At 70.2% G+C, this 26,505-nt stretch carries 27 protein-coding genes and 1 pseudogene; 19 read left to right on the top strand and 9 right to left on the bottom strand.

The window, feature by feature from the left end; all coding sequences use genetic code 11:
* The first annotated feature begins 228 nt into the window (after positions 1 to 228).
* The 3 genes from aceE (at position 229) to ACIBB8_RS01685 (ending at position 4,616) form a co-directional block, all read left to right on the top strand.
* Positions 229 to 2,898: a pyruvate dehydrogenase (acetyl-transferring), homodimeric type gene (aceE, locus tag ACIBB8_RS01695; protein ID WP_398948391.1), complete on the top strand. Its 2,670-nt coding sequence runs from the start codon at positions 229 to 231 to the stop codon at positions 2,896 to 2,898.
* A 163-nt stretch (positions 2,899 to 3,061) separates the two neighbouring features.
* On the top strand, positions 3,062 to 4,033 hold the full coding sequence (locus tag ACIBB8_RS01690; protein ID WP_398948390.1) for a helix-turn-helix transcriptional regulator: 972 nt from the start codon (positions 3,062 to 3,064) through the stop codon (positions 4,031 to 4,033).
* A gap of 61 nt (positions 4,034 to 4,094) precedes the next feature.
* On the top strand, positions 4,095 to 4,616 hold the full coding sequence (locus ACIBB8_RS01685) for a DUF4240 domain-containing protein (protein ID WP_398948713.1): 522 nt from the start codon (positions 4,095 to 4,097) through the stop codon (positions 4,614 to 4,616).
* Positions 4,617 to 4,641: 25 nt separating this feature from the next.
* Here the strand turns inward: ACIBB8_RS01685 and ACIBB8_RS01680 are convergent.
* Positions 4,642 to 4,914 (bottom strand): annotated as a pseudogene (locus ACIBB8_RS01680) (SDR family oxidoreductase); the annotation flags it as partial.
* A gap of 144 nt (positions 4,915 to 5,058) precedes the next feature.
* Entirely contained in the window at positions 5,059 to 5,577 is a 519-nt protein-coding gene (locus ACIBB8_RS01675; protein WP_398948389.1) for a GNAT family N-acetyltransferase, read from the bottom strand.
* A 193-nt stretch (positions 5,578 to 5,770) separates the two neighbouring features.
* Between ACIBB8_RS01675 and ACIBB8_RS01670 the strand changes: the two genes are divergently transcribed.
* The 4 genes from ACIBB8_RS01670 to ACIBB8_RS01655 all read left to right on the top strand — a co-directional run bounded on the left by ACIBB8_RS01670 (position 5,771) and on the right by ACIBB8_RS01655 (position 9,426).
* A complete protein-coding gene (locus tag ACIBB8_RS01670; protein ID WP_398948388.1) occupies positions 5,771 to 6,670 on the top strand; it encodes a TIGR01777 family oxidoreductase in 900 nt (299 codons plus the stop codon).
* Between the two features lie 170 nt (positions 6,671 to 6,840).
* Positions 6,841 to 8,154, top strand: a complete 1,314-nt coding sequence (locus ACIBB8_RS01665; RefSeq protein ID WP_398948387.1) for an NAD(P)/FAD-dependent oxidoreductase — start codon at positions 6,841 to 6,843, stop codon at positions 8,152 to 8,154.
* 412 nt (positions 8,155 to 8,566) lie between these two features.
* Entirely contained in the window at positions 8,567 to 8,914 is a 348-nt protein-coding gene (locus ACIBB8_RS01660; RefSeq protein WP_398948386.1) for a hypothetical protein, read from the top strand.
* 56 nt (positions 8,915 to 8,970) lie between these two features.
* Complete coding sequence (locus tag ACIBB8_RS01655) at positions 8,971 to 9,426, top strand: discoidin domain-containing protein (RefSeq protein ID WP_398948385.1); 456 nt, start codon at positions 8,971 to 8,973, stop codon at positions 9,424 to 9,426.
* A 117-nt stretch (positions 9,427 to 9,543) separates the two neighbouring features.
* Here ACIBB8_RS01655 and ACIBB8_RS01650 read toward each other — a convergent pair whose 3' ends face one another.
* A complete protein-coding gene (locus ACIBB8_RS01650; RefSeq protein ID WP_398948384.1) occupies positions 9,544 to 11,208 on the bottom strand; it encodes a regulator in 1,665 nt (554 codons plus the stop codon).
* Positions 11,209 to 11,473: 265 nt separating this feature from the next.
* Here ACIBB8_RS01650 and lipB point away from each other — a divergent pair, with 265 nt between their 5' ends.
* The 4 genes from lipB (at position 11,474) to ACIBB8_RS01630 (ending at position 14,601) form a co-directional block, all read left to right on the top strand.
* Positions 11,474 to 12,271 carry a lipoyl(octanoyl) transferase LipB gene (lipB, locus tag ACIBB8_RS01645; RefSeq protein ID WP_398948383.1) on the top strand — a complete coding sequence of 266 codons (798 nt, stop codon included), beginning with the start codon at positions 11,474 to 11,476 and terminating at the stop codon, positions 12,269 to 12,271.
* A 126-nt stretch (positions 12,272 to 12,397) separates the two neighbouring features.
* On the top strand, positions 12,398 to 13,363 hold the full coding sequence (gene lipA, locus ACIBB8_RS01640) for a lipoyl synthase (RefSeq protein WP_398948382.1): 966 nt from the start codon (positions 12,398 to 12,400) through the stop codon (positions 13,361 to 13,363).
* 304 nt (positions 13,364 to 13,667) lie between these two features.
* Positions 13,668 to 13,868 (top strand): hypothetical protein, encoded by a 201-nt coding sequence (locus ACIBB8_RS01635; RefSeq protein WP_398948381.1) that lies wholly within the window; start codon positions 13,668 to 13,670, stop codon positions 13,866 to 13,868.
* Between the two features lie 19 nt (positions 13,869 to 13,887).
* Complete coding sequence (locus ACIBB8_RS01630; RefSeq protein WP_398948380.1) at positions 13,888 to 14,601, top strand: DUF4191 domain-containing protein; 714 nt, start codon at positions 13,888 to 13,890, stop codon at positions 14,599 to 14,601.
* Between the two features lie 233 nt (positions 14,602 to 14,834).
* Here the strand turns inward: ACIBB8_RS01630 and ACIBB8_RS01625 are convergent, their stop codons facing one another.
* Positions 14,835 to 15,302 (bottom strand): RDD family protein, encoded by a 468-nt coding sequence (locus ACIBB8_RS01625; protein ID WP_398948379.1) that lies wholly within the window; start codon positions 15,300 to 15,302, stop codon positions 14,835 to 14,837.
* 255 nt (positions 15,303 to 15,557) lie between these two features.
* Here ACIBB8_RS01625 and glnA point away from each other — a divergent pair, with 255 nt between their 5' ends.
* A complete protein-coding gene (glnA, locus tag ACIBB8_RS01620) occupies positions 15,558 to 16,967 on the top strand; it encodes a type I glutamate--ammonia ligase (protein ID WP_398948378.1) in 1,410 nt (469 codons plus the stop codon).
* 291 nt (positions 16,968 to 17,258) lie between these two features.
* Here the strand turns inward: glnA and ACIBB8_RS01615 are convergent, their stop codons facing one another.
* Positions 17,259 to 17,855: a hypothetical protein gene (locus tag ACIBB8_RS01615; RefSeq protein WP_398948377.1), complete on the bottom strand. Its 597-nt coding sequence runs from the start codon at positions 17,853 to 17,855 to the stop codon at positions 17,259 to 17,261.
* Between the two features lie 203 nt (positions 17,856 to 18,058).
* On the opposite strand from ACIBB8_RS01615, the gene ACIBB8_RS01610 reads away from it, so the two are divergent.
* Complete coding sequence (locus ACIBB8_RS01610; RefSeq protein ID WP_398948376.1) at positions 18,059 to 18,961, top strand: helix-turn-helix transcriptional regulator; 903 nt, start codon at positions 18,059 to 18,061, stop codon at positions 18,959 to 18,961.
* A 142-nt stretch (positions 18,962 to 19,103) separates the two neighbouring features.
* Here ACIBB8_RS01610 and ACIBB8_RS01605 read toward each other — a convergent pair whose 3' ends face one another.
* A complete protein-coding gene (locus ACIBB8_RS01605) occupies positions 19,104 to 19,586 on the bottom strand; it encodes an FxLYD domain-containing protein (RefSeq protein ID WP_398948375.1) in 483 nt (160 codons plus the stop codon).
* A 179-nt stretch (positions 19,587 to 19,765) separates the two neighbouring features.
* Positions 19,766 to 20,035, bottom strand: a complete 270-nt coding sequence (locus ACIBB8_RS01600) for a hypothetical protein (RefSeq protein WP_358858468.1) — start codon at positions 20,033 to 20,035, stop codon at positions 19,766 to 19,768.
* A gap of 120 nt (positions 20,036 to 20,155) precedes the next feature.
* Here ACIBB8_RS01600 and ACIBB8_RS01595 point away from each other — a divergent pair, with 120 nt between their 5' ends.
* Positions 20,156 to 20,515, top strand: a complete 360-nt coding sequence (locus ACIBB8_RS01595) for an arsenate reductase family protein (RefSeq protein ID WP_030926242.1) — start codon at positions 20,156 to 20,158, stop codon at positions 20,513 to 20,515.
* Positions 20,516 to 20,527: 12 nt separating this feature from the next.
* On the opposite strand, the gene ACIBB8_RS01590 is transcribed toward ACIBB8_RS01595, so the two are convergent.
* A complete protein-coding gene (locus ACIBB8_RS01590; RefSeq protein WP_398948373.1) occupies positions 20,528 to 21,412 on the bottom strand; it encodes an alpha/beta fold hydrolase in 885 nt (294 codons plus the stop codon).
* Between the two features lie 72 nt (positions 21,413 to 21,484).
* Between ACIBB8_RS01590 and ACIBB8_RS01585 the strand changes: the two genes are divergently transcribed.
* The 4 genes from ACIBB8_RS01585 (at position 21,485) to glnII (ending at position 24,407) form a co-directional block, all read left to right on the top strand.
* Complete coding sequence (locus ACIBB8_RS01585; RefSeq protein ID WP_398948372.1) at positions 21,485 to 21,934, top strand: MarR family transcriptional regulator; 450 nt, start codon at positions 21,485 to 21,487, stop codon at positions 21,932 to 21,934.
* A gap of 28 nt (positions 21,935 to 21,962) precedes the next feature.
* A complete protein-coding gene (locus ACIBB8_RS01580; RefSeq protein WP_398948371.1) occupies positions 21,963 to 22,175 on the top strand; it encodes a hypothetical protein in 213 nt (70 codons plus the stop codon).
* Between the two features lie 115 nt (positions 22,176 to 22,290).
* On the top strand, positions 22,291 to 22,947 hold the full coding sequence (locus ACIBB8_RS01575; protein ID WP_398948370.1) for a hypothetical protein: 657 nt from the start codon (positions 22,291 to 22,293) through the stop codon (positions 22,945 to 22,947).
* 425 nt (positions 22,948 to 23,372) lie between these two features.
* Complete coding sequence (glnII, locus tag ACIBB8_RS01570) at positions 23,373 to 24,407, top strand: glutamine synthetase (protein WP_398948369.1); 1,035 nt, start codon at positions 23,373 to 23,375, stop codon at positions 24,405 to 24,407.
* A 97-nt stretch (positions 24,408 to 24,504) separates the two neighbouring features.
* On the opposite strand, the gene ACIBB8_RS01565 is transcribed toward glnII, so the two are convergent.
* A complete protein-coding gene (locus ACIBB8_RS01565) occupies positions 24,505 to 25,356 on the bottom strand; it encodes a poly-gamma-glutamate hydrolase family protein (protein ID WP_398948368.1) in 852 nt (283 codons plus the stop codon).
* Positions 25,357 to 25,781: 425 nt separating this feature from the next.
* Here ACIBB8_RS01565 and ACIBB8_RS01560 point away from each other — a divergent pair, with 425 nt between their 5' ends.
* Positions 25,782 to 26,363 carry a winged helix-turn-helix domain-containing protein gene (locus ACIBB8_RS01560; RefSeq protein WP_398948367.1) on the top strand — a complete coding sequence of 194 codons (582 nt, stop codon included), beginning with the start codon at positions 25,782 to 25,784 and terminating at the stop codon, positions 26,361 to 26,363.
* The last annotated feature ends 142 nt before the right edge of the window (positions 26,364 to 26,505 follow it).

Here is a 26,505-nt window from a genome sequence, read left to right as displayed (position 1 = left end):
CAGCCGCACAGATGAGCGCCCGCATTCTGCCCATTTCTGACGTCACTCCGTGCCGCGATTCAGGGCACCGGATGCCAATTTCTTCATATCGAGAAGTTTTGCCCTTCATCCTTTGATCGATCATCGATCAGCGTTTTACAGTTCACTCCGCGGGCCCACCGGCCCCATCGCCCTGTCCTGCCAGTCAGGGCCTTTCTCCACCCCCCTCCTCTTCGGAAGGCGGCGATCATGACCGACCCCGTAAAAAAGCTTCCGAGCGAGCTCGACCAGCTCCCGGACCGTGACCCGGAGGAGACCGCCGAATGGGCGGCCTCCCTCGATGCCGTCACCAAGGCCGCGGGCCCGCACCGCGCCGCGTACCTGATGCGCCGCTCGCTGCAGCACGCCGAGGGCGCCGGTCTCGCGCTGCCCAAGCTGCTGGAGACCGATTACGTCAACTCCATCCCGACCGCCGCCGAGCCCGCGTTCGACGGCGACCTGGAGATGGAGTCCAGGATCACCGCGTGGAACCGCTGGAACGCGGCCGCAATGGTCACCCGCGGCTCCCGGTTGGGCGTCGGGGGCCACATCGCCACCTTCGCCTCGGCAGCCTGGCTGTACGAGACGGGCTTCAACCACTTCTTCCGCGGCAAGGAGGGGGACGGCTCCGGCGACCAGCTCTACATCCAGGGCCACGCCTCCCCCGGCATCTACGCCCGCGCCTTCCTCGACGGCCGGCTCGGCGAGCAGCAGCTCGACAACTTCCGCCAGGAGTCGGGCGGCGACGGTCTGCCGTCCTACCCGCACCCGCGGCGGCTGCCCTGGCTGTGGGAGTTCCCCACCGTGTCGATGGGCCTCGGCCCGCTCTCGGCCATCTACCAGGCGCGCTTCAACCGCTATCTGGCCAACCGCAACATCAAGGACACGTCGAACTCGCACGTCTGGGCCTTCCTGGGCGACGGCGAGATGGACGAGCCCGAGTCGACCGCCGCCCTCGCCCTCGCGGCGCGTGAGCGGCTCGACAACCTGACCTTCGTCATCAACTGCAACCTGCAGCGCCTCGACGGTCCGGTCCGCGCCAACTTCCGCGTGGTCCAGGAGCTCGAAGGCGCGTTCCGCGGGGCCGGCTGGAACGTCATCAAGACCCTCTGGGGCAGCGCCTGGGACGAGCTGTTCCAGCTGGACACCACCGGTGCGCTGGTCCGCCGGCTCCGGGAGGTCCCGGACGCCCAGTTCCAGACGTACGCCACCCGCGACGTCGCGTACATCCGCGAGCACTTCTTCGGCGCCGAGCCGGCGCTCGCCGAGCTGGCGAAGCTGCTCACCGACGCGAAGATCGCCGAGTGCTTCTACACCTCCCGCGGCGGCCACGAGGCCCGCAAGGTGTACGCGGCGTACAAGGCGGCCGTCGAGCACAAGGGCGCGCCGACCGTGATCCTCGCCCAGACGGTGAAGGGCTACACGCTCGGCAAGGGCTTCGAGTCCAAGAACGCCAACCACCAGATGAAGAAGCTGTCGATCGACGAGTTCAAGGGCATGCGCGAGCTGCTCGGACTCCCGATCCCGGACAGCGCCTTCGAGGACGGGCTGGTGCCGTACGGCCACCCGGGCGCCGACTCGCCCGAGGTCCGCTACCTCCAGGAGCGCCGCGCGGCCCTCGGCGGTCCCGCGCCGGCCCGCCGGGTGCACGCGGTGGCGCTGCCCGAGCCCGAGGAGCGCGCGTTCCAGGCCCTGTACAAGGGGTCCGGCAAGCAGGAGATGGCCACCACCATGGCCTTCGTCCGCCTGGCCAAGGACCTGATGCGGGACAAGGAGACCGGCAAGCGCTGGGTTCCGATCGTCCCGGACGAGGCCCGTACCTTCGGTATGGAGTCGCTGTTCCCGTCGGCCGGTATCTACTCGCCGCTGGGCCAGACGTACGAGCCGGTCGACCGCGACCAGCTGATGTACTACAAGGAGGCCAAGGACGGCCAGATCCTCAACGAGGGGATCACCGAGGCCGGGGCCATGGCCGACTTCATCGCCGCGTCGACGTCGTACGCGACGCACGGCGAGACGATGATCCCCTTCTACATCTTCTACTCGATGTTCGGCTGGCAGCGGACCGGCGACCAGATGTGGCAGCTCGCCGACCAGCTCGGCAAGGGCTTCATCGTCGGCGCCACCGCGGGCCGGACCACCCTGACCGGTGAGGGGCTGCAGCACGCGGACGGCCACTCGCACCTGATCGCGGCCACGAACCCGGCGTCGCTCAACTACGACCCGGCGTTCGCGTACGAGATCGCGGTCATCGTCAAGGACGGTCTGCGGAGGATGTACGGCCCCGAGGCCGAGAACGTCTTCTACTACCTGACGGTCTACAACGAGCCGAAGCCGCAGCCCGCGATGCCGGAAGGCGTCGAGGAGGGCATCGTCAAGGGCCTCTACCGCTTCAAGGAGGGCACGCCCGCCACGGCGGACGCGCCGCGCCTGCAGCTGCTGGCCTCCGGCACGGCGATCCACTGGGCCCTGGAGGCCCAGGAACTGCTCGCCGCGGACTGGGGTGTCACGGCCGACGTCTGGTCCGCCACGTCCTGGGGTGAGCTGCGCCGCGAGGCGCTGGAGTGCGACGAGGCGCTGCTCCACGGCGAGCAGCGGGTGCCGTACGTGACCCAGGCGCTGGAAGGCGCACCGGGCCCGGTCCTCGCGGTCAGCGACTGGATGCGGCAGGTGCCGGACCAGATCAGCCAGTGGGTGGAGCAGGACTGGTCCTCGCTCGGCACGGACGGCTTCGGTCTGTCCGACACGCGTGACGCGGCCCGCCGCCACTTCGGGGTCGACGCGCAGTCGATCACCGTCGCGGCGCTGGCCCAGCTGGCGCGACGCGGCGAGGTGACCGCGTCCGCGGTCAAGGAGGCCCGGGAGAAGTACGGGCTGTGAGGTGAGGGCAGCCGGGTACGCCCGGCTGCCGCGCCGCCCTCCGTGTCCGGGCGGGCTCGGTCTTCGAGCCTGTCCGGAGCCGGAGGGCGTTTCTGCTCCGGGGCAGCCCCTCGGGGAGGCCGTCGGCCCGCCCGGCGTTGGAGGGCACGGCAGACTTGTCCCCATGCGTGCTGCCCGGCTCATCAAGATGGTGCTGCTCCTCCAGTCCCGGTCCGTCATGACCGCCGCCGAGCTCGCCCGGGAGCTGGAGGTGTCCGAACGGACCGTCACCCGCGACGCCCAGGCACTCGCCGAGGCGGGGATTCCCGTGTACGCGGACCGGGGCCGGGCCGGCGGGTACCGGCTCGTCGGCGGGTACCGGACCGGGCTCACCGGGCTGGCCCGTAGCGAGGCCGAGGCGCTCTTCCTCTCCGGGCTGCCGTCCGCGCTGCGCGAGATGGGGCTCGAGGATGCCGCGTCCGCGGCCCGGCTCAAGGTGTCCGCCGCGCTGCTGCCCTCGCTGCGGGACGCCTCCGACACCGCTGCCCGGCGCTTCCATCTGGATGCACCCGGCTGGTATCAGGAGCCCGTCACGCCCGAATTGCTGCCCGCCGTCGCGGAGGCCGTCTGGAACGACCGGATGGTCTGCGCCCGCTACCGGCGCGGCGGTGCGGGCGGTGAGGTCGAGCGGGAGCTGGCGCCGTACGGACTCGTTCTCAAGGCCGGGGTCTGGTACGTGTGTGCCCGCGTCGGAACGGATTTCCGGGTGTACCGGATCGACCGCTTCACCGCCGTGGCCGTGTCGGACGAACGGTTCGTACGCGACGACGACTTCGATCTGCCGGGCTTCTGGGACGAGCAGGCCGCGCGGTTCGCCCGCTCGATCCTGCGGACCGAGGTGACGGTACGGGTGTCGGAGGCGGGGGTAGGCCGACTGCCGCAGAGCATGGACCGTTCGGCGGTCCAGGACGCACTGGACGCGGCCGGGCCACCCGGCACCGACGGGTGGCGCACCGTCACCCTGCCCGTGGAGTCCCTGGAGGTCGCGTACGACCAGCTGCTGTCCCTGGGACCGGAGTTGGAGGTCCTCGAACCGCCCGCGTTGCGGAACCGCTTCGCCGCTGCCGCCGAACGGCTGAGCGGCCTCTATCGCTGAAGGCTTCTTTTCGGTGTCTCCGCGTGCATCGCCTGTCACCAAGACCGATGCTTGACCCGTGATGGACGAGACGGAGTTCTGGGAGATCATCGACAGCACCCGCGAGGCCGCCGAGGGCGACCCCGAGGACCAGGCCGACCTGCTCGTCGACCGGCTGGTGCAACTCGATCCGGAATTCGTGCTGGACTTCGCCCGGCACTTCGAGGCCCGCTACAACCGCGCGTACCACTGGGACCTGTGGGGCGCCGCCGCCGTGCTGCTCGGCGGCGCGAGCGACGACGCCTTCGACTTCTTCCGGTGCTGGCTGATCGGCCAGGGGCGGGAGGTCTTCGAGGGGGCGGTGCACGATCCGGACAGCCTCGCCGTACTGCTCGACGATTTCGACGAGGAGATCGACGGGGACGCCGAGGATCTCGGCTATGCGGCCGACGAGGCGTACGAACAGCTCACCGGCGTCGTCACGCCGGACCTCGGCCTTCCGCCGCAGGCCGCCGAGCCGCAGGGCGTCCCCGTCCGCTTCGAGGACGACGCGGCGCTGGCCGAACGCTTTCCCCTGCTCTGGGAGCGGTTCGGCTCCGGCTGAGCCGCCCCCGCGTGGGCACCCGGGTTCAGAAGTGGGCGCCGCCGTCGACGCGGATTTCCGTACCCGTGATGAACGCACCGTCCTCGGAGCCCAGCGTCGCGACGACGCCCGCCACCGTGTCGGGGCCGGCGAAGCCGTCGCCCAGCACCGGGGACAGATTCGCGAAGAGCGACATGTCCGCGTCGGCCGGCAGCCCCGGGCCGTTGCCGCTGGTCATGTCGGAGGAGATCGACCCGGGCGCGACGTCGACAACGCGCAGACCCCGCTTGCTGCACTCGCTCGCCCGCGCGTGCGTCATCGGACGCGCCGACGGCCGGGGCCGGCTCCCCCGCCGTCCTCGCGGTGCGTTGCCTGCATGAACTTCTGGGCGGCATGCGGCTGTTCAAGGGGTAGGACGGTAACGACCTCCCTCACGCCCTGTCGTGGGGGAGGCCGTAAGCCGTCACAGGGCGAGCGAGCGGCCCATCATCACGTCGTCGACGTAGCGCCCGCCCAGGAAGAACTCGCCGGGCAGCACCCCCTCGACGACGAACCCCTCCGATGCGTACAGCGCCCGGGCGGGCGCGTTGTGCCCGAGCACCCGCAGCGTCATCCGGTTCGCCCCCTCCTTGCGGGCCAGCGCCAACGCGGCACGCAGCAGCCCTCTGGCGACACCGCTGCCGCGTGCCCATTCGGCCACGGCCAGGCCCTGTATCTGGCGCACATGCGTGTTGCAGGCGAGCGGGGTCGGCGCGACGACCCGGATGTAGCCGGCGATGCGCATCTCGCCCGCCGGGTCCTCCGCCTCGGCCACGAGCAGATGCTCGGGCCGGTTGCGGTCGCTGAAGAACGGTTCGTACGGCGGCTGCGGACGCGGCTGTACGGCGTGGAGCGTCGACCAGGTGGCCCGGTCGAGCTCCCCGAGAGCGGCGTCGTCGGAGAGAACGGCGGGGCGCACGAGGTGGGTTCGGAGCTCAGGCATGGGCGCCACTGTGCCACGCCCCGCCCGGTCACGTCATCGCATATCTGGGCGGACAGCGAGGCGGCGGCGGTCTGCGCCCTGCGGCAGGTGCGCCACTACCGGGATGTCGCCCTACAACTGCTGTTCGAGTGATTCGGGCGTGACGGGTGATGGGGGCGAGGCACCCCGTACGCCGCTGCGGCAAGATGGGGCCATGGTGTACTCCCGTATCGCTGTCACCGGATCCACCGGACTCATCGGAGCCGCGCTGGTGCGCTCGCTGCGGGCCGACGGACACGAGGTCGTGCGCCTCGTCCGGCATCCGGCGCGCGCCGGGGACGAGGTCGAGTGGGACCCGAAGCGGGGTTACGTCGACGGGGCGGGCCTGGTCGGCTGCGACGCCGTCGTCCATCTCGCCGGAGCCGGGGTCGGCGACCATCGCTGGACGGAGGAATACAAGCGGGAGATCCGGGACAGCCGGGTGCTGGGCACGGCGGCGATCGCCGAGACGGTGGCCTCCCTCGGCGTACCGCCGAAGGTGCTGCTCTGCGGGTCGGCCATCGGCTACTACGGCGACACCGGGGACCGCGCGGTCGACGAGAGCGCACCGCACGGCACAGGCTTCCTGCCGTCCGTCTGCGTGGACTGGGAGGCTGCCGCGGCCCCGGCGGAGGCGGCAGGCATCCGGACGGTGTACGCGCGCACGGGCCTGGTCGTCGCCCGGGAGGGCGGGGCCTGGGGGCGGCTGTTCCCGCTGTTCCGCGCGGGGCTCGGCGGGCGGCTCGGCAGCGGGCGCCAGTACTGGAGCTTCATCGCGCTGCACGACCACATCGCGGCCCTGCGGCACCTCCTCGACACGGAGTCGCTGTCCGGACCGGTGAACCTGACCGGCCCCGGCCCGGTGACCAACGCCGAGGTGACGGCGGCGATGGGGCGCGTGCTGCACCGTCCGACGCTGCTCTCCGTCCCGGCACCCGCGCTCCGGGTCGTCCTCGGTGACTTCGCGGAGGACGTGCTGGGCAGCCAACGGGTACTGCCCGCACGGCTGCTGGACTCAGGATTCACCTTCGCCTTCCCCGGCATCGACGGCGCCATCCGCGCGGCGCTGCGCTGACCCCGCACGGTCGAATCACACGGATGTGCGACCCCGTGCAACGGTGCCCCGGGCAGCGCGCGACTGCGCCCGCACCGGACCCCTCCTAGCCTCGTGGCGAACTCGGGCATTCCGGGGGCCTGTTGGGGGCAAGAGCCTCCCACCAGTTGCGCCGACTCGGGGAGGGGCACGTGCTCAGCACGGCACACCACGCGGACGTCGTCATCATCGGTGCCGGGATCGCCGGCCTGTCAGCAGCCCATCAGTTGACCAGTGCAGGGGTCAGCGTCAGCGTCCTGGAGGCCGGCCCACGCGTCGGCGGCCGGATGACCACCGAGGAGGTGGACGGGTTCCGGCTCGACCACATCGGCCCGCTCCTCAGCACCTCGTATTCGGAACTGCGCGCCGCGCCCGGCCTCGAAGGGCTCCTGCTGCGGAACTTCGCTCCGGGGGTCCTCGTCCACAGCGAGGGCCGCCAGTACCGGACCGGCGATGCGCGCCAGGTACGGGGCGCACGGGGCGCATTCAAGGCGGCGCGCGCCCTCACGAGCGCCCCCCGCCCGCCGATGGGCGGGCCGATCGACCAGGCCAGGCTCGGCGCGGCCCTCGCCCGGCTCGCGACCACCCCGGCCGCCCGCATCCTGGCCCGGCCCGAGCGGACCGCGCTCGCCGCCCTGTCCACCCGCGGTCTGCCCTCGCGTACGGTCAACGGCTTCCTGCGCCCGCTGCTCGCCGCGCTGCTCAGTGACCCCGGACTCACCACATCGAGCCGGTGCGCCGATCTCGCCCTGCGCGGCTACGCGCGCGGCCAGCTGTGCGTACCGTCCGGCGGCTCGGCCAGGCTGCCCGAGCTGCTGGCGGCAGCCCTGCCGCCCGGCACCGTGCGGACCGGCGTCCATGTCACCGGAGCCGACACCACCTCCGTACGCACCAAGGAACACGGTGAGCTGGGCTGCCGTGCCCTGCTGCTGGCCACCGGTGCGAGCGCGGCCGCCGAGCTGCTGCCCGGTCTTCGGGTGCCGCCCTTCCATCCGGTGACGGTCCTGCACCACACCGCCCCCGCTCCCCCGCCGACCGGCACCTCGCTGCTGCTGGACGCCGACCGCTCGGGCCCGGTGGCCCACACCTGCGTGATGAGCGAGGTCGACCCCTCGCGCGCCCCGCACGGCCGGACCCTGATCACGTCGACGGTACTCGGCACCCCGCCGCCCGATCTCGACCGCTCGGTCCGCACCCATCTCGCCGCGTTGTACGGCACCCCAACAGACGACTGGGAACTGCTGGCCGCCCGCCACGACCCGGAGGCGGTGCCCGCCATGCCGCCCCCGCACGATCTGCGCCGGCCGGTCAGGCTGCTCGCCGGGCTGTACGTGTGCGGCGACCACCGGGACACGAGCACGGTGCAGGGCGCCCTGTTCTCGGGCCGCCGCGCGGCGCATGCCATCCTCGGCGATCTGGGCATCCGGCCCGGCCACCTGGAGGCGGAGCTGCGCGAAGCGGCCTGAGTCCGCCCGCGCACATCCTGCCCCGGTCCAGCTGATCCCAACCCCCAACACCCTTTACAGATCGGATCTCTCACCCCACCTCCTGTTCTCGGGAGTGGTCCACACCACTCCCGCAAACACCCTTGTCGTGCGTCACGTCTGCCGCTACGGTCCTGGCCAAACCCGACATCAGGAGACCGTGGTGCGCCGAGCCATGCCCGTTCTGCCACTCCTTGCAGCCTTAGTCATCGGATCTATCACTCCCGTCGCGGTGGCGAACGAGCCCCCCGACGAACCCGGATCGAGCGCAAGCACCACAGCGGCCGCCCCGGGGCCGCCCGTTGTCCCCAGGCCGACCCAGTGGACCGAACGGGGTGGCCACACACAGCTGTCGGCGGGGACCCGCATCCTGGTGGACCCCCGGTCGCGCTCCATGACCGAGCTCCCCTCCGGGCGGGCCGAACTCCCGGGCCCCGCACGGCAGTCCGCGCAGGACCTGGCCAAGCAGCTGCGTACGGAGGTGGCCCAGGTCAGTGGGGTGGCTCCGGCCGTCAGCAGCGACATCGGGCACGCGCGGGCCGGCGACATCGTGCCGGGCCGCACCACCCTGTATGCACACGGCGAGCGCGTCGGCACGGTCGACGCGTCCATTCCGCTCCCGCTGCGCTCGATCGGCACCGAAAAGGCCGGGCTGCGCGGAGACCTCGACGAAGTCACCACCTGGGACGAGGCGTTGAGCCCCGAACAGGTCCGGTCCGACTACGCGCACTACGACCGCTGACCGAAGGGAACCCGCAGTGACGCCGTCTCACGACCAGCACGGCGGTCAAGGTCACGGTGGCCCTGGAGAACCTCGCCCGGAACAAGCCGGCCACCCAGAAGAGCACTGCGTGGGACGCCCCCGCCTCCCGCGCCGTCGACGGGAACACCGACGGCTCCTTCGGGTCGGGCTCGGTGACCCACACCGCGGAGCCCTCGTCGCAGGCGTGGTGGCAGGTCGACCTGGGCGCCTCGAAGTCACTGTCCGCGGTCGACATCTGGAACCGGACCGACTGCTGCTCCGACCGGCTGAGGGACTTCTGGGTCCTGACCTCGGACACCCCGATCACGGCCGACGGACTCGATGAGGCACGGACCGCACCCGGTGTGACGGCGGTTCATGTCACCGGTCAGGCCGGACGGCCGTCCACGGTGCAGCTCCCGGCGGGCACCTCCGGCAGGTACGTCCGCGTGCAACTGACGTCCGGCACCAACCCGCTGTCGCTGGCGGAGGTCGAGGTGCGCGGGCACTGAGAGAGCCCTGCCGAAACGGGTGGTGGCCCGGACCGAACGCTCCCGGTCCGGGCCGCCACCCGTTCTGTCGCGCGCAGGAGCCGCGCGGGAGAGTCATCCGCGGCCCCGCGGGAGGGATCACCCGAGGGCCGCGACCCGGTCGCGGTATCCACGTACCGCAGCCGCGTCACGGTACGGCTCAAGGCGGCGCTCGAAGTCCCGTACATACTCCGTCGCCCGGACCGACCGCATCTCCGCCGCCTGCTGAGCTGCCTCGGCGCCGAGCAGACACGCCTGGTCGAGCTCGCCGAGCCCGAGCCGGGCGGACGCCAGCACCACCCGGCAGAACAGCCTGCTCCGGGCGTACCCCGGGGCGCGCAGCTGCAGCGAGCGCTCCGCGTGCTGGGCGGCGGCCCGGTACTGCTGCAGATCGCGGTGGCAGTGCCCGAACTCGTCGGCGAGCTGCGCCTCGTCGAAGGAGCGCGCCCAGTACGGTACGTCGTCCCCGGGCCGGGCGGTCTCCAGCGCGCGTTCCGCCCGCGCCAGCGAGGCCTCGCAGGTCCTGGCCTCGCCGAGCACGCCGTGCCCGCGCGCCTCGACGGAGTGCAGCAGGGCCATGACGACGGGCGGCGCCGACGAGCCGATGCCCTGCTGGGCGACGCGCGCCAGCTGGACGGCTTCCCTGCCGTGCCCGAGATAGACCGCCTGCCGGCTCATGGTGATCAGCACATAACTGCCGTACGCCCGGTCCCCCGCCGCCTGCGCGAGCCGCAGCGCCTGGACGAAGTAGCGCTGGGCGAGACCGTGCGCCGCGATGTCGTACGAGGTCCAGCCCGCCAGCCGGGTCAGATCGGCGGCGGCCGAGAAGAGCCGCCGCCCGGTGGTCTCCCCGTACGTCCCGCGGAGCATCGGCTCGGCCTCGTGCTCCAGGTAACGGACGAGGGCCTGGCGGGCGTGGCCGCCACCGTAGGCGTTGTCGAGGGTGCGGAAGAGCTCGCCGACGGAACGCAGAGCGGCGACGTCTCCGCTGCTGACCTTCTGGCCGGATCCGCGGTCGGTCTGCCGCTGCCGGGGGACGCCGGGGGCACCGGTTGCCGGCGGCACGAGGTGCACCGGAGGCCCGGCGGCGGCGGGCCCGGAGGGCCTGGCGGGCGCGGTCCCCCGGGCGCCGTATCGGCCCCTGGGCCCACTCGCCGCGTGCAATCCATGCGCCCCCGCGTGAGCCGTGGCGTGCGCTCCGGCGTGCGAACCACGGGACCCATTGGTCGCCACCGGCCCGCGCTGCGCACCGAGCACCGGCGCCGCCTGGGTCCCGCTGCCCCCGCCGCCGGGGGCAGCCGTCTCGCTCCCCCGCCCCACCCACTCGTCGGCCCGTCCGATCAGCCAGTCGCGGCTGGGCACCACGAGACCGGCCGGGGTGAAGGCGATCTTGCGCAGCTCCGCTTGGCTGCCCGAGTCCTTCCGCCACAGGCCGCTGACGATGTCCACCGCCTCGGCCGGAGTGGCGGCGAACTCCAGGCCGGCGTAGACGGGCGCACACCCGTCGAGGCCCAGGTCCTGCGCGGAGAGCCGGCGCCCGAGCCGCCGGGTGAAGACCTCGGCGATCAGTGCGGGGGTGGTGCCGCGCGGTTGCTGGCCGCGCAGCCAGCGAGTCACGGAGGTCTTGTCATAGCGCAGATCCAGGCCGTGTTCGAGGCCGAGCTGGTCCACCCGGCGGGCGAGTCCGGCGTTCGAGAATCCGGCTTCGGTGATGAGCGAGGCGAGCTGGCGGTTGGGGGTGCGCTGCGGAGGTCGTTCCGACATCAGCTGTACGGTCTCCTGCTTTCGGGGCCGGGCGGGCAGCCCTTATGGAACGGCGCGAATTTAGCGGGCCCTACGGCGGCCTCACTCTCCTTCGCTTCACATTCATCCGATCGTGTGAGGATTGGGGGTGGCGCTGACGGGAACAACCTGCCGGGCCACCGTTCCCGGGGCGGTCGTACAGTGGCCCGGGGCGCGAATCAGTGCATGGTGACGTGGTTCCGGGGCACCCTCCGGCTCCCGGTACCGCAAGTAGGGAGGCATCTCCGTGAGTGAGCTTCGGTTCGTCCGGCTGGGATTCGGCGAGGAAGCCGTCGACTACCAGGAGGCCTGGCAGAAGCAGCGCGAGGTGCACGCGGCCCGGTTCGAGGACACGGTCCCCGACACCTGTCTGCTGCTGGAACACCCGCCGGTCTACACGGCGGGACGACGTACGACCGACAGTGAGCGTCCCCTGGACGGCACTCCGGTCGTCGATGTGGACCGCGGCGGAAAGATCACCTGGCACGGCCCCGGGCAGCTCGTCGGCTACCCGATCCAGAAACTGCCGCGCCCGGTGGATGTCGTGGCGCATGTCCGCAGACTGGAGGACGCGCTGATCCGTACGGCTGCCGAGTTCGGTCTGGAGACCAGCCGGGTCGAGGGCCGCAGCGGAGTCTGGGTGCTCGGTGACCCGGTCGAGGAGCGTCCGTCGCTCGGCGGCCTCTCCCTCGACTTCGACCCGCGGCTGCACGACGAGGAGTTCGACCCGCGGCTGAACGGCCCCGAGTACGCCCCGTCCAACGCCGGTCAGCGCCGCGAGGACCGCAAGCTGGCGGCCATCGGCATCCGGGTCGCCAAGGGTGTGACCATGCACGGCTTCGCGTTGAACGTGAACCCCGACAACACCTGGTTCGACCGGATCGTGCCGTGCGGCATCCGCGATGCGGGCGTCACCTCGCTCGCGTACGAGCTGGGCCGCGACATCACGATCGCGGAGGTGCTCCCGGTGGTCGAGAAGCACCTGAAGGACGTCCTGGAGAACGCGGAACTCGCCCCGCGGGAGATCGACCGGGCCTCGGCCTGACCCGGAGCCCCGGGAATGGCCCGGCCCGCCCCCTGGTTGACCAGGGGCAAGAGCTACACCCCAACCGTATAAATAGCGGGCGTACCCTGGTGTTCGCCGAAGAATCGAAGTCGTAGGGAGCCGGACGTGTCCGCTGTCGCACCCGACGGGCGCAAGATGTTGCGCCTGGAGGTCCGGAACAGCCAGACCCCCATCGAGCGCAAGCCCGAGTGGATCAAAACCCGGGCGAAGATGGGCCCCGAGTACAACCAGCTGCAGAAGCTCGTGAAGAGCGAGGGTCTGCACACGGTGTGCCAGGAGGCCGGCTGCCCGAACATCTTCGAGTGCTGGGAGGACCGTGAGGCCACGTTCCTCATCGGTGGTGACCAGTGCACCCGGCGCTGTGACTTCTGTCAGATCGACACGGGCAAGCCGCAGGCGCTGGACCGGGACGAGCCCCGCCGCGTCGGCGAGTCGGTCGTCACGATGGACCTGAACTACGCCACGATCACCGGCGTCGCCCGCGACGACCTGGAGGACGGCGGAGCCTGGCTGTACGCGGAGACCGTGCGCCAGATCCACGCGCTGACGGCGGAGCGCGAGGCCGGCGCCACCAAGGTCGAGCTGCTGATCCCCGACTTCAACGCGGAGCCCGCGCAGCTGGCCGAGGTCTTCTCCTCGCGCCCCGAGGTACTCGCGCACAACGTCGAGACGGTGCCGCGGATCTTCAAGCGGATCCGTCCCGGTTTCCGTTACGAGCGTTCCCTGGAGGTCATCACTCGGGCCCGCGAGGCCGGTCTGGTGACCAAGTCGAACCTCATCCTCGGTATGGGCGAGACCCGCGAGGAAGTGAGCGAGGCGCTCCAGGACCTGTACGACGCCGGGTGCGAGCTCATCACGATCACGCAGTACCTGCGGCCCTCCGTGCGCCACCACCCGGTCGAGCGCTGGGTGAAGCCGCACGAGTTCGTGGAGCTGAAGGAGGAGGCCGACGAGATCGGCTACTCCGGTGTGATGTCCGGGCCGCTGGTCCGTTCCTCGTACCGGGCCGGGCGGCTCTTCCAGCAGGCGATCGAGCGACGCGGCGCGGTCACGGCTGCCCCCACTGCCTGACCGGGACTGTGTGAATCTGAGCACAAGCGGCTACTCAACGGTACTGGCTGGATCGACGCGGCCCATACGCCCCCCGCAGGTCGGGGACGCGTATGGGCCGCGTCGGCGTGCGCGGCGCTCATATCAAGGTTTCATTGGTGTTTGACCGAAAGGTCATGCGCTGGTAACACCGAGCAGTGACTCTGGATGCACGCAGCACAGTGGTTCTCACGGCTGCTGCCGCCACTGCTCACCGTCTCCAGCCCGCGCAAGCAGCTCCCGTAACCCACTCACTCCGCGCATCCGTTCCGAGGGGACTTCCACGATGCAGGCCGTGCCGGTACGTGCCACCGCCATTCCGTCCGTCACCGACGCTCTCCGCGCCGTCGAGTCGCTGCTGCTGAGCAGCGGCCAGCGCACCGCCCGCCGCAATGCCTGGACGGCCGTCCTCGAGGACCGCCGCCGGGCCAAGGACCGGGTCGAGACCGAGTACGTACTGGAGGCCGTGGCCAGCCACCGTTCCTAAGCCACGTAAACTTCTGTACATGGCGAGGAAGGCAAACACTGACGGCGCGGACAGCGTCGAGAACGCGGGGCGGCTCAAGCAGATCGCCCTGACCTACAAGATGACCCGGCGGACCGACCCCAAGATCGGTCTTGTCGTCGCGGGTGTGGGAATCGTCACCTTCGGTGTCCTCCTCGCCATCGGCTTCTTGATCGACCACCCGATCTACCTGGGCATCCTGGGCTTCGTGCTGGCCCTCCTCGCGATGGCGATCGTCTTCGGGCGGCGTGCCGAGCGGGCGGCCTTCGGACAGATGGAAGGACAGCCGGGCGCTGCGGCGGCGGTGCTGGACCGCGTGGGCCGCGGCTGGACCACGACGCCGGCGGTAGCAATGAACCGCAGCCAGGACGTCGTCCACCGGGCCGTCGGCAAGGCGGGCATCGTGCTCGTTGGCGAGGGCAACCCGAACCGGGTCAAGCTCCTGCTGGCGGCCGAGAAGAAGAAGATGGCCCGCATCCTCGTGGACGTACCCGTGCACGACATCATCGTCGGCAACGGCGAGGGCCAGGGCCAGGTGCCGCTGAAGAAGGTCCGCACCAAGATGCTGAAGATGCCGCGGGTCCTGACCGGCCCGCAGGTGACGGCGGCCAACGACCGGCTGCGGGCGATGGGCGACCTGATGAGCAACATGCCGCTGCCGAAGGGCCCGATGCCGAAGGGTATGCGGATGCCGCGCGGCGGCAAGATGCGCTGACGCCGCACACTCGACGCACAAGAGGGCGGGGGGGGGGGGGCCGGGGGGGGGGGGGGCCCCCCGCGGCGGGGGGGCGCGGGGGGGGGGGCGGGGGGCGCGCAGCACAGCCGGCGGCGGGCGGCGCGGGGGGGCCGGGCCCCGCCCCCCCCCCCCCCCCCCCCGGGGGGGGGGGCGCCCCCCCCGGGGGCCCCCCCCCCCCCCCCCTCTTCACGTCTCCGCTCGTCGGACCGTTCTCAGATCCGCACCTGTACGGCGCGCGAGAGCCGGTCGTGCAGCCCGCGCCCGTCGCGGTCCCAGACCAGAGCCGGAACCGCCAGGCACAGCAGCACGCTCCGGATGATCACCCGCCCGAAACCGAGCCGGTCGCCGCCCTCGCCGACGACACGAATGCCCAGGATGCGCTTGCCCGGCGTACAGCCGACGGTCCCGACCGTGAGCACACTCAGTACGACAAAGATCCCGAGGGCCCAGTTCCCGGCCGCCTGCTGGTCACCGCGAGCAAACAGCCCGTAGGCGATCAGCAGGCAGAGCGCCCAGTCGACGAAAAGGGCGCCGAAACGCCGGCCGAGCGGCGCGATCGCCCCCGGCCCTTCTTCGGGCAGACCGAGCCGCTTGCCCCGGTAGCCGAAATCGGCGCCCATGTCCTCGGCGGCCGCACGCGGCCCGGAGAGCCACGATCCGATTGCTTGCCTGTTGTCCACCCGTCCACGGTACTGCGCCCGCCTTCCCGCCCTGCCGGGTGGGGCCCCTCCGGACGCGCGGACGCGGCCCCCGCCGCCGCCCCGATAACGCCTCCGAGGTGCCGCCGACACCCGCCTCGGTTAACTTCTGCGAAACAAATGGGTCATGCTTGAGAAATCCGGTCTGCCTATGGTCGGGTCCAGCGTGTGCCACCGCACTGGCCGCACAACGAGCTACAACCCCGTCCCTCCCGGGCCGGGAGTAGGAGGAGTTGGATGTTCCAGAACGCCGACGACGCGAAGAAGTACATCGCTGACGAAGATGTCAAGTTCATCGATGTCCGGTTCTGTGACCTGCCCGGTGTGATGCAGCACTTCACCATCCCGGCAGCGGCATTCGACCCGACCGAGGAACTGGCCTTCGACGGCTCGTCGATCCGCGGCTTCCAGGCCATCCACGAGTCCGACATGGCGCTTCGGGCGGACCTGTCGACCGCCCGTGTCGACCCGTTCCGCCGCGACAAGACCGTCAACATCAACTTCTTCATCCACGACCCGATCACCGGCGAGCAGTACAGCCGTGACCCGCGCAACGTGGCCAAGAAGGCCGAGGCGTACCTCACCTCCACCGGCATCGCCGACACCGCGTACTTCGGCCCCGAGGCCGAGTTCTACGTCTTCGACAACGTCCGCTTCCAGACGTCGGAGAACGAGAGCTTCTACCACATCGACTCCGAGGCCGGCGCCTGGAACACCGGCTCGGAAGAGGACAACCGGGGTTACAAGGTCCGCTACAAGGGCGGTTACTTCCCGGTTCCGCCGGTCGACCACTTCGCCGACCTGCGCGCCGAGATCTCCCTTGAGCTGGACAAGAACGGCCTCCAGGTCGAGCGCCAGCACCACGAGGTCGGCACCGCCGGCCAGGCCGAGATCAACTACAAGTTCAACACGCTGCTCGCCGCGGCCGACGACCTGATGCTCTTCAAGTACATCGTGAAGAACGTCGCCTGGCGCAACGGCAAGACCGCGACCTTCATGCCGAAGCCGATCTTCGGCGACAACGGTTCAGGCATGCACGTCCACCAGTCCCTGTGGGCCGGCGGCAACCCGCTGTTCTACGACGAGCAGGGCTACGCGGGTCTCTCGGACATCGCCCGCTACTACATCGGCGGCATCCTCAAGCACGCACCGTCGCTGCTGGCCTTCACGAACCCGACGGTGAACTCGTACCACCGCCTGGTCCCGGGCTTCGAGGCCCCGGTCAACATGGTCTACTCGCAGCGCAACCGCTCCGCCGCGATGCGTATCCCGATCACGGGCTCGAACCCGAAGGCCAAGCGCGTCGAGTTCCGCGCCCCGGACCCGTCGTCCAACCCGTACCTGGCCTTCTCAGCGCTGCTGATGGCCGGCCTCGACGGTGTGAAGAACAAGATCGAGCCGGCCGAGCCGATCGACAAGGACCTGTACGAGCTGGCTCCCGAGGAGCACGCCAACGTCCAGCAGGTCCCGACCTCGCTCCCCGCCGTCCTGGACGCCCTGGAGGCGGATCACGAGTACCTCCTCGCGGGCGGCGTCTTCACGGCCGACCTGATCGAGACGTGGATCGACTACAAGCGCACCAACGAGATCGCCCCGATCCAGCTGCGCCCGCACCCGCACGAGTTCGAGCTCTACTTCGACATCTAAAGGGCGAGGTCGACCGATATCCCCCTCTCTGCACACAACAAGTGGGCAGAGAGGGCCGCTCACTGACTTGATCTCCCAAAACAGCGACTAGCTAGGGCCGCTACCCCACACCAACGGGGTAGCGGCCCTAGCTAGTCGGCATTGACGCAGAAATTCCGGGAGAGTCGCCCGCTGCCCCCGAGAACAAGCTGAGTGGTGGGGCCGAACGCGCAACCCGCGTGTCCACGGGCTGCGCGTCCCCGGTGGCATGGTGACCGCCGGACAGGCCGGCTAGGCGGCGACTGGCTGGTGCTACACCGCCGGCGGCTGGGCAGGCGGCTGGGCAGGCGGCTGGGCAGGCGGCTGGGCCGGCGGCTGGGCAGGCGGCTGGGCCGGCGGCTGGGCAGGCGGCTGGGCCGGCGGCTGGGCCGGCGGCTGGGCAGGCGGCTGGGCAGGCGGCTGGGCAGGCGGCTGGGCAGGCGGCTGCTGGTTGGTGTTCTGGTTGACGTTCTGGTTGACGTTCTGGTTGATGTTCTGGTTCAGGTTCTGGTTGATGTTCTGGTTCAGGTTCTGGTTGATGTTCTGGTTCAGGTTCTGGTTGACGTTCTGGTTCAGGTTCCGGTTGACGTTCTGGTTCAGGTTCCGGTTGATGTTCTGGTTGACGTTACGGTTGAGGTTGGCGTTTCGGTTCAGCTGCAGGTTCTGCGACACGTTCCCAGCCCTGCACGCCGCGAACCCGGCGTTGTAGCTGAACGGATCGATAACCTGCGAGGGCGCTTTCGAGGGCGCCGCTGCCACCGAATCGGCTGCGGGTGAGGCGCCGAACGCGTTCCCGGCGAAACCCGCAGGCACCGCCAGAGAGGCGATAAGTACGGGACTGAGCCGGAAAAGGTATCGCTTGCCACGCATGATTTTCTCCTTCGATCGCCGGAACGAAAGATTAGGTGTTCGCTCCAGGGCGGTGCTGCTCCCTCAGCACCTCGCACGGCCGAACGCCGCTTCCTGCATCAGGATCACACGCGGCAGAGCGCACATCCAGAAACCGACTATCCTAGGAGTAGAGGTCCCAGGTACTAACCATCCGAAACGTCGCCCAGCAAAGGGAACATTGGATGAATTACGACCAACGGCGAGCTCAGCTCGCGGACTTCCTCAGAACACGACGGCTGGCCATTCAGCCGGAAGAGGTGGGTCTTCCACCCCGGACATCAAGGCGAACCCCTGGCCTGCGCCGGGAAGACGTGGCCGACCTCGCGGGCATCAGCACCTGCTGGTACTCACGCCTTGAACAGGCCCGGAACATCCGGGTGTCCGACCACGTCCTCGACTCGCTGGCCGATGCCCTTCGCCTCAGCACCGAAGAGCACGACTACCTCCTGGCCCTGGCGCGCGAGGACGCCCGTTCCAGCGCAAGCATTGCCCCGGACGGCGTGCCTCCGACTCTCCAACGCATCCTGGACAGCCAGCATCCACATCCGGCAATCGCCCTCGGCCCCCGTTTCAACATTCTGGCCTGGAACCAGGCCAGAACCGATGTCTACGGCGATCTGACCAAAATCCCCCGTGAGCACCGCCACATGCTCTGGCTCTTCTTCGGTGGATATCTGCACGAGCTCATTCAGAACTGGGAGCAGAGCGCCCGCTCCGTGCTGGCCGAATTCCGCGCAGCCACCGGAGTTTACGTCCACGAACCGTGGTTCACCACACTGGTCCGAGAGCTGAGTCAGAACAGCAAGGAATTCCGCAGATGGTGGCAGCAGCACGAAATCGAAAGTCACCAGGTCACCACCCGGGAAGTGCGGCATCCCTCTGTCGGCCACATGGTACTGGAGGAGAGCGCTCTCGTTGTCGACGACCGCTCAGGTCGACGGATTATTCTCGAGATCCCGCAACCCGGCACCGGCACAGAGAAAAAGCTGACGGCGCTTTCCCGGCGATCCCACCAATTACAGGCTCCGCCGGGGCACGTGCATCGAAAGCCGACTTCAGGAAAACAACGGCACAACCACTTCTGAACCTGATGCCTGGAAACCAAATTGCGCGGTCTGAGCATCGCTTGGGGCATCGGCCGCTGGCCCGTGACTGGGCGGACCAGCGGTGGCCGCCGCACCGGTGGTGAGTCGTTCTTCGGACCGGATGGTGGCAGTGGTGGTGCGGTCAGTGCCGCAGAGCCCTCGCCACATCGACCTTGACTTCACCCGACAGCTTGCGGTTGCTGCGGGCGGTGGCGTCCTTGGAGGACTTGGGCCCGACGTCGCCGATCGTCACCACCACCGTGTCGAGCAGGTTGCCGTTCGCGTCACGGAAGGTGACCTGCACGGCGTAGGACTTCGGCGAGTCGGTGCCATTCGTCACGGTGATCTTCGAGGTGGCGCGGCCGTCGTGGTCGGTGCTCACCGCGCCCAGCTTGACGTCGCCCTTGGCGTTCACGCCGTTCTTGAAGCCTCTCAGTTTCTCGCCCGCGGCAGCAGTCGCCGAGGCCACCACGTCGGAACCCCTGGATGCCACCGACGCCGCGGCGGAGGCCGGCCCGGACGCCGTGGTAGAGGTGCCGCCGCCGTGCGAACAAGCACCGGCGGTCGACATCACGGCCGTCGTCAGCAGCACGGCCCACAGGCCTCGTGCGGCATTCCTTGTCATCGTTCCTCCCAGCACTCACCCGTCGCCCCAGTCAAAGGGTCCGCAGGCCGCATCGCATGCTCGGTATGCCGGACGAGTGAAGTGCCGGGCCGGAGCGGGGGCCATACGCCCGGGCGCGGCTGCCCTGTGCGCGCATGCGCCTGTGCCCCCGGCGCCCGGGGGCACAGGCTTCCCGTCCGTCAGCGGCCGTAACGGATCAGGGCGCGGACCATGCGGCAGGTGGTGTCGGACGGCGGGTGGATGCCGATGCGCTCGGCGGTCGTGCGTATCGTGTCGTTGTCAGCGCTCGACGGGTAGTAGACGCCCGTGTCGAGCAGGGCGATCGCCAGGCGCATGGCCTTCAGGCGGCGGTTGTGGGAGACGTACCACTCGCGGGGCCGGCCCGCGGGGAGCGGCTTCTTCTGCAGGGGCTTGTGGAGCGGCTTGGTCGTGACTGCGGCAACGGCCATGGGCATCCTCCTGGCACGGTCGTGAAACCCTCACGAACTACCTCCATTTTACGGTCCACCACTGACAATCGCCCCTGGCCAGCGGGGCTTTCGCGGTGTCCGTCACGTACCGTTGACCCCATGGAGATCTGGATCAATCCCGCATGTTCCAAGTGCCGCAGCGCAGTGCAGTTGCTCGACGCCGAGGGCGCCGAATACACCGTTCGCCGCTATCTGGAGGATGTGCCGTCGCCGGACGAGATCCGGGCCGTGCTCGACCGGCTGGGGCTGGAGCCGTGGGACATCACGCGGACGCAGGAAGCGGACGCGAAGGAGCTCGGCCTCAAGGAGTGGCCGCGCGAGGCCGGTTCGCGGGAGCGGTGGATCACGGCGCTCGCCGAACATCCGAAACTGATCCAGCGGCCGATCATCACGGCGGAGGACGGGACAGCTGTCGTGGCGCGTACGGAGGAAGCCGTACGGGACGCTTTGGGGCGTTGAGCACGGCCGGAATCACTCGGTCAGCAGGAAGTCCTCGATCCTGCGGTTGAGTTCGGCGGCGTCCGGGGAGTGCAGCGGCAGCGTGTGGTGCGTGGCGCCCGGGATCGTCGCCGTCCGTACGTGCGGGAGCAGCCGGGTCGCGGTGGCGGTGACCCGTGCGGCTTTGTGGGCCCGGCTGTTCTCGGCCGTGAGGATCAGGGTCGGTACGTTGAGCGTGCTCAGGACCTCGGGCGTGGGGCGACGGCCCGTGACCGGCCGGGTGGTCGGGAAGCCTGCGGCCTCGTCGCGCAGGCGCAGCCATGCCGGGTCGAGCGTAGCGCCGGCCGTCTCCCAGTTCATGAAGACGCGTGTGCGTTTCGCACTGGGGCGGAGCAGCATCGGCAGTGCGTGCAGCAGATAGCCGGTGCGGTAGCCGGCGAAGCACTGGGTCGGGTCCACGAGGATCTGCTTCCGGACGCGGTCGGGCGCGTGCAGGGTGTAGTGGAGCGCGATCCAGGCGCCGTAGGAATGGCCGCAGAGTGCTGCCGATGCGATGTTCAGGGCGTCCAGCACGGCGTCCAGCCAGGCCGTCAGGTCCGGCACCGTACGGACCGGGCGCTCCCCCGCCACACTGCGGCCCGGATCGCCGATGAGGTCGACGGCGTGGACGCGGTGGGTGCGACCCAGGTGGGGGGCCTGGGCGAACCAGACGGTTGAGGTGGAGCCGCCCCCCGCCAGGAGCACCAGAGGCGGGGCACCCTCGGGACCGTAACTGTTGATACGGGTGGTGCCGTACGGGGTGGGGACGTCGGAGTGGGTCGTTTCGGTGGGCCACTTGACCGCCAGGACCTCGTCGTACGCCGCGAGGAACGACTCGGTGACGGATGCCGCGGCTGAACCGGATGACGTGGTTGCCATGCAGTGCCTCCCCATGGGTGGATGCCCTTGGATATTATCTCGCTGAGCGAGATAATAGAGGGAGGAGGGCCGATGGGCGAACAGGGATCCGAGCTGGAGATCGTTCATCTGCTGCGCAAGGTGACTGTCGAATTCGGGCTGCGTCAGGCCGAATTCGCGAGCCGCAACGGCATGCACCCCACCGACGTACGCGCCCTGATCTGCCTGCTCGACGCCGAGCGGGCGGGCACGGACGCGACGGCCGGGTGGCTCGGTGCGCAGCTCGGGCTCAACTCCGCGGGCACCACCGCCGTCATCGACCGGTTGGAACGGCTCGGCCACCTCACCCGCACCCGCGACCCGCGCGACCGGCGGCGGGTGCTGCTGGCGGTGGACCCGCGGGCGGTGGAGCTGGGGTGGGCCTTCTTCGGGCCGCTGATCGAAAACACGGTGGCAGTGCTGCGCGACTTCGACGAGAGTGAGACGGCTGCTGTGCGGCGCTTCCTGTCCGCCGCGCACCAGGCGGTCACCGCCATTCCCTGACCGGCAGGGCGATCGAGGGGTCCCTTTCGTGATCCGGCTCCATGGCGGCATCGTCAAAGGCGTCGCCTGCAACACCGCCTCGTACACCCGGGAGAACATCGCGGCGATCGACCGGTCCCGGCGCGCCAGAATCCTGGCCTGCGCTGTCGGTGAGCAACTGCGGCGGGGCGTAGGCGACTTGGAGCTGCTGGCCGAGACAGAGGACTGGACGGAGCTTCGGACCCGGTTGATGGAGAAGTGACAGAAGTCTGCGGTGCGGCGGCTGAAACGAACACGCCTGTTACTCGTACGTAGGGACACACGCACCGCATCCGGCCGAGCGCACCAGGTGTGCCGGCCGGGGACAGGAGCCTTACGTGTCACGCAAGAAGACCCTCAGCCGCAAGAAGAAGCTCGCCCTGCTGGTCGGGGCCGCCGCGCTCGCCGGTGGGACGGCGGCCGTGCTGGCCGGGACCAGCCAGGCGGCACAGTCGCCACCGGCGGACCGGTCCTCGTCGGTCGTCTGTACCGGACTGGCCACGGCGCTCGGCAACAACGAGCGGTTCATCGCCGGTCAGCGGGCTGATCCGGATGCCCAGTCGGCTGCGCGGATAGCCAACCGGGAAGCCGTGATCGCGCAGATCCGACGCCAGCAGGCCGCCTCGGGGTGCCGTGGGGAGGCATCGGCGGGGGCGTTCGTGGATCCCATCGCGTCCGCACCCGTGTTCGCACCGGCGCCTGGGGCCGCGGCCCCGGCGCCGCCCGGCGGAGGCGGCCGGGCCACCGGTGATGTCGTCTGTGCCGGGTCCACCGTGACGCTGTCCGGCGAGGGTGGTGCCCCCGCCGCGTCCAGCAATCAGTTCCCCGTCGGCACCGAGCTCCGGGTGACCAATCTCGACAATGACAGGTCCACGACGGTGACGGTCGCTTCGCCCTCCGGTAGCTGCGCCCTGCTGAACAACGCGGCCTTCGAGCAGGTCCGCGAGCCGGGCAAGTTCCTGATCCGCCGCGCCCGCATCGAGCGCGTGGGCTGACCGGACCGGTCGGTGCCCGCGCGGTGCCGGACGGGCGCTCCCCGCCGTTCAGGACCGTGCGGGCACCGGCCCCGCCTTGACCTCCGCCTCGGCCAGCAGCTCGGTATGCCGCAGCCCGAACCGTACGTCGCAGGGTGCGCAACCCCCGTACGTACCGCTTCGCGCAGCGCATCGACCGCCGCCCGGAACGACCCCACCGCTCGCGCGGGCGGCCGCGGCGCTGGGCAGCACCGAGGAGGAGCTGGTGCACCGGATCCGGGCCGCCGGTTTCGAGCGGCTCCTCACGGCCCACGTACAACGCAGAAATCCTCGGTAACACGGGGTTCACATTCGGGCAACGGATGGGAAATCCCGTCTTGCGAAGCTGCGCTGCAGAGACCGGACCGCAGACCGCAGCACCGCACCACCCCCGAAGGATGACTTCCGTGACGTTCAAGGCCGAGTACATCTGGATCGACGGCACCGAGCCGACCGCCAAGCTTCGTTCCAAGACGAAGATCATGGCAGGCGAGCCCTCGGGAGACGTCGCGGAGCTGCCCATCTGGGGCTTCGACGGATCCAGCACCAACCAGGCCCAGGGTCACGCCTCCGACCTCGTGCTCAAGCCGGTCTACTCCTGCCCGGACCCCATCCGCGGCGGCAACGACGTCCTCGTCCTGTGCGAGGTCTTCAACATCGACATGACGCCGCACGAGTCCAACACCCGCGCCACCCTGCGTCCGGTCGCCGAGCAGTTCGCCGGCCAGGAGCCGATCTTCGGCATCGAGCAGGAGTACACCTTCTTCGACGGCCACCGCCCGCTCGGCTTCCCCGTGGGCGGCTTCCCGGCCGCGCAGGGCGGCTACTACTGCGGTGTCGGCTCCGACGAGATCTTCGGCCGCGAGATCGTCGAGAAGCACCTCGACAACTGCCTGCAGGCGGGCCTGGGCATCTCCGGCATCAACGCCGAGGTCATGCCGGGCCAGTGGGAGTTCCAGGTGGGCCCGCTCGCACCGTTGGAGGTCTCCGACCAGCTGTGGATCGCGCGCTGGCTCCTCTACCGCACCGCCGAGGACTTCGACGTCTCCGCGACCCTGGACCCGAAGCCGGTCAAGGGCGACTGGAACGGCGCGGGTGCGCACACCAACTTCTCCACCAAGGCGATGCGCGAGGGTTACGACGCGATCATCACCGCGTGCGAGTCGATGGGCGAGGGCTCGAAGCCGATGGACCACGTCAAGAACTACGGCGCGGGCATCGACGACCGTCTCACCGGCCTGCACGAGACCGCCCCGTGGAACGAGTACAGCTACGGCGTCTCCGACCGCGGCGCCTCGGTCCGTATCCCGTGGCAGGTCGAGCGGGACCAGAAGGGCTACATCGAGGACCGTCGCCCGAACGCCAACGTCGACCCGTACGTCGTCACGCGGCTGATCGTCGACACCTGCTGCACGGCGCTGGAGAAGGCCGACCAGGTCTGATCCCGCCACCGACTCGGTACGAAGGGGCGCCCGCACCTGGTCCGGGCGCCCCGCCGCGCGTTCGTCGTGCTCGTCCGCCTCGGGGCGGCGGGTGCGCTCAGAGAACGGCCTGGGACGGATCTGCCTCCATGCGGGCCACCGCGCTCCGCACCGCGTCCGTGAACTTCCAGAACTCCGCGTTGACCGAACCGGCCCTGCCCTTGAGGGTGTTGGTGCCGAACATGCTCGCCCGCAGCTCCGTCGTCAGCTCCAGCTGGGCGCCCATGCCGAGCAGGGTCCGGTTGCAGATGTTGCTGGGGTGAACCCCGCCGATATCGCCGTCGGCCGAGGCCTCGATCGTCTGGACGCCCGCCGCGCGCAGCGCCTCGCCGAGGTACTGGCGCAGAACGCTGTTGAGGCCACCGATCACCACCGCCTCGGGGCGGGACACGGGGGCGCCCGCCTGGGCGGCCGTACAGCCGTGCACGCTCACGACGTTGAGGGCACCGGCCGCGAGCGAGAGGGCCACGCGGTCGTCGCAGTGGGTGGACGTGACATGCAGCTCGGAGTTGCCCCCGCTGGTTTTGATGCCCTCGAACATCCAGTAGTCGTGGAGCGGCGCCCCGGTTCCGTAGTGGGGTGTGAGGTCCTTCGGGGTGTACCCGGCTATGCCCAGGCACAGTTCGGAGGTGCCGACCTCGATGCCGCCGCCGTGCAGGGCGAGGATCGCGGTCCGGGCGTACGAACCCGGCGTCGTGGCCTCGTCGTTGTCGATGTACGCGTGGCGCTGATAGCGGCGCGCGAAGTCGATGCCCTCGCGTCCGGCGAGCTTCTGGTAGAGATCCGTATTGGAGTCGTACAGGTCGGTCGCGGCGGACGCGGGCGCGGCACCGAGCGTGGTGGGGAGTGCGACACCGAGGCCGGCGGCGGCGAGGACGGTCAGGACGGAACGTCGGGAAGTGGTGATCACCCCGCCGATGATGACAGAAGGTGCGACCGTGCTTCCCGGTACGTCAGGCCGCCCTGATAGGGGCGCTTGCCGAAGGTCTCGGGAAACGGGGGCGCCCTTTCGGTGTGCCCGGTCCGCCGTCGGTCGCGCGTGCCGAAGCCGGCCCGTGCTCGACACAAAGGGTCCGTACCGACGGGTGAGAGAGGCCTGCTGCGCCACCGCGTTGTCTGGTCTAATGGGGGCATGGCCGGCTTCCCGTACACCTCATCAGGTCGCAGCGACCTTGAGCCGTTCTGGCCGTCTCGTCAGCATCATGACTTCGACCGGGTGTGTTGCCGCGTGTTGAACGCGCAGGCCCTCTAAAGCCGCTCACCCGGCCTTCGGTCCGCGCGCACGCAAGCAAGTCCGTCCCTCGACGACTCCTTCGCGCGAAAGAGCTGACCCTCATGGCGAACACTCGTACCTTCTCCGCTGCGGCCGCCGCCTCCGCCCGCTCCGTTCCTGCCAACCGTCACAGGCTGCGCGCCGTCGCCCTCGACGACATCGTCCAGCCGGCCGATGTGGCCGGCTTCCTGCCGCCGGGCGCGACTTGGCTTCCGGCACCCCAGCACACCGTTCCGGCGCTGCCGGGCCGTCCGCCGATGATCGGCTACCTGGTCCTCGTACCGGCCGACCAGCAGCCCGCCGTCGCGGCCGCGGCCGCCGCGGCGCAGGGCATCGTTCCGGAGCCGCTGGTGACGCCGGGGGCGGGGCCGGTGCGCATCGACCGTGCGCAACGCACCGCGACGGTGGACGGGAGCACGCTCGACCTCACATTCCTCGAGTTCGAACTGCTCGCCCATCTGGTGGCGCATCCTCACCGGGTGCACACCCGCGACCAGTTGGTGACGACCGTCTGGGGCTACGGGCACGTGGGCGACGGGCGCACCGTCGACGTCCACATCGCCCGGCTGCGCCGCAAACTGGGCGCCGAGCACCGGCGGTCGATCCAGACGGTGCGACGCGTCGGCTACAAGTACGCCCCCTGACGGCGCTGAAGGCACTTGGGAGCGGGGGGGGGGGGGGGGCCCCCCCCCCCGCGGGGGGGCCCCCCGGGGGGGGGGGGGCGCCCCCGCCCCCCCCCCCCCCCGGCGCCGGCCGGCCCCGCCCCCCCGCCCCCATCGGGGGGCC

Source organism: Streptomyces sp. NPDC051286 (genome assembly GCF_044455345.1).
Classification (GTDB): Bacteria; Actinomycetota; Actinomycetes; order Streptomycetales; family Streptomycetaceae; genus Streptomyces.
Note: the sequence above shows the minus strand (reverse complement) of the source record. Positions and strands in the feature narration are given on the sequence as shown.

Excerpts from the sequence above, each read along its gene's own strand:
- aceE (WP_398948391.1), top strand. The coding sequence starts at position 229 with ATGACCGACCCCGTAAAAAAGCTTCCGAGCGAGCTCGACCAGCTCCCG.
- ACIBB8_RS01690 (WP_398948390.1), top strand. The coding sequence starts at position 3,062 with ATGCGTGCTGCCCGGCTCATCAAGATGGTGCTGCTCCTCCAGTCCCGG.
- ACIBB8_RS01685 (WP_398948713.1), top strand. The coding sequence starts at position 4,095 with ATGGACGAGACGGAGTTCTGGGAGATCATCGACAGCACCCGCGAGGCC.
- ACIBB8_RS01675 (WP_398948389.1), bottom strand. The coding sequence starts at position 5,577 with ATGCCTGAGCTCCGAACCCACCTCGTGCGCCCCGCCGTTCTCTCCGAC.
- ACIBB8_RS01670 (WP_398948388.1), top strand. The coding sequence starts at position 5,771 with ATGGTGTACTCCCGTATCGCTGTCACCGGATCCACCGGACTCATCGGA.
- ACIBB8_RS01660 (WP_398948386.1), top strand. The coding sequence starts at position 8,567 with ATGACCGAGCTCCCCTCCGGGCGGGCCGAACTCCCGGGCCCCGCACGG.
- ACIBB8_RS01650 (WP_398948384.1), bottom strand. The coding sequence starts at position 11,208 with ATGTCGGAACGACCTCCGCAGCGCACCCCCAACCGCCAGCTCGCCTCG.
- ACIBB8_RS01635 (WP_398948381.1), top strand. The coding sequence starts at position 13,668 with ATGCAGGCCGTGCCGGTACGTGCCACCGCCATTCCGTCCGTCACCGAC.
- ACIBB8_RS01630 (WP_398948380.1), top strand. The coding sequence starts at position 13,888 with ATGGCGAGGAAGGCAAACACTGACGGCGCGGACAGCGTCGAGAACGCG.
- glnA (WP_398948378.1), top strand. The coding sequence starts at position 15,558 with ATGTTCCAGAACGCCGACGACGCGAAGAAGTACATCGCTGACGAAGAT.
- ACIBB8_RS01615 (WP_398948377.1), bottom strand. The coding sequence starts at position 17,855 with ATGCGTGGCAAGCGATACCTTTTCCGGCTCAGTCCCGTACTTATCGCC.
- ACIBB8_RS01610 (WP_398948376.1), top strand. The coding sequence starts at position 18,059 with ATGAATTACGACCAACGGCGAGCTCAGCTCGCGGACTTCCTCAGAACA.
- ACIBB8_RS01605 (WP_398948375.1), bottom strand. The coding sequence starts at position 19,586 with ATGACAAGGAATGCCGCACGAGGCCTGTGGGCCGTGCTGCTGACGACG.
- ACIBB8_RS01600 (WP_358858468.1), bottom strand. The coding sequence starts at position 20,035 with ATGGCCGTTGCCGCAGTCACGACCAAGCCGCTCCACAAGCCCCTGCAG.
- ACIBB8_RS01595 (WP_030926242.1), top strand. The coding sequence starts at position 20,156 with ATGGAGATCTGGATCAATCCCGCATGTTCCAAGTGCCGCAGCGCAGTG.
- ACIBB8_RS01590 (WP_398948373.1), bottom strand. The coding sequence starts at position 21,412 with ATGGCAACCACGTCATCCGGTTCAGCCGCGGCATCCGTCACCGAGTCG.
- ACIBB8_RS01585 (WP_398948372.1), top strand. The coding sequence starts at position 21,485 with ATGGGCGAACAGGGATCCGAGCTGGAGATCGTTCATCTGCTGCGCAAG.
- ACIBB8_RS01560 (WP_398948367.1), top strand. The coding sequence starts at position 25,782 with ATGGCGAACACTCGTACCTTCTCCGCTGCGGCCGCCGCCTCCGCCCGC.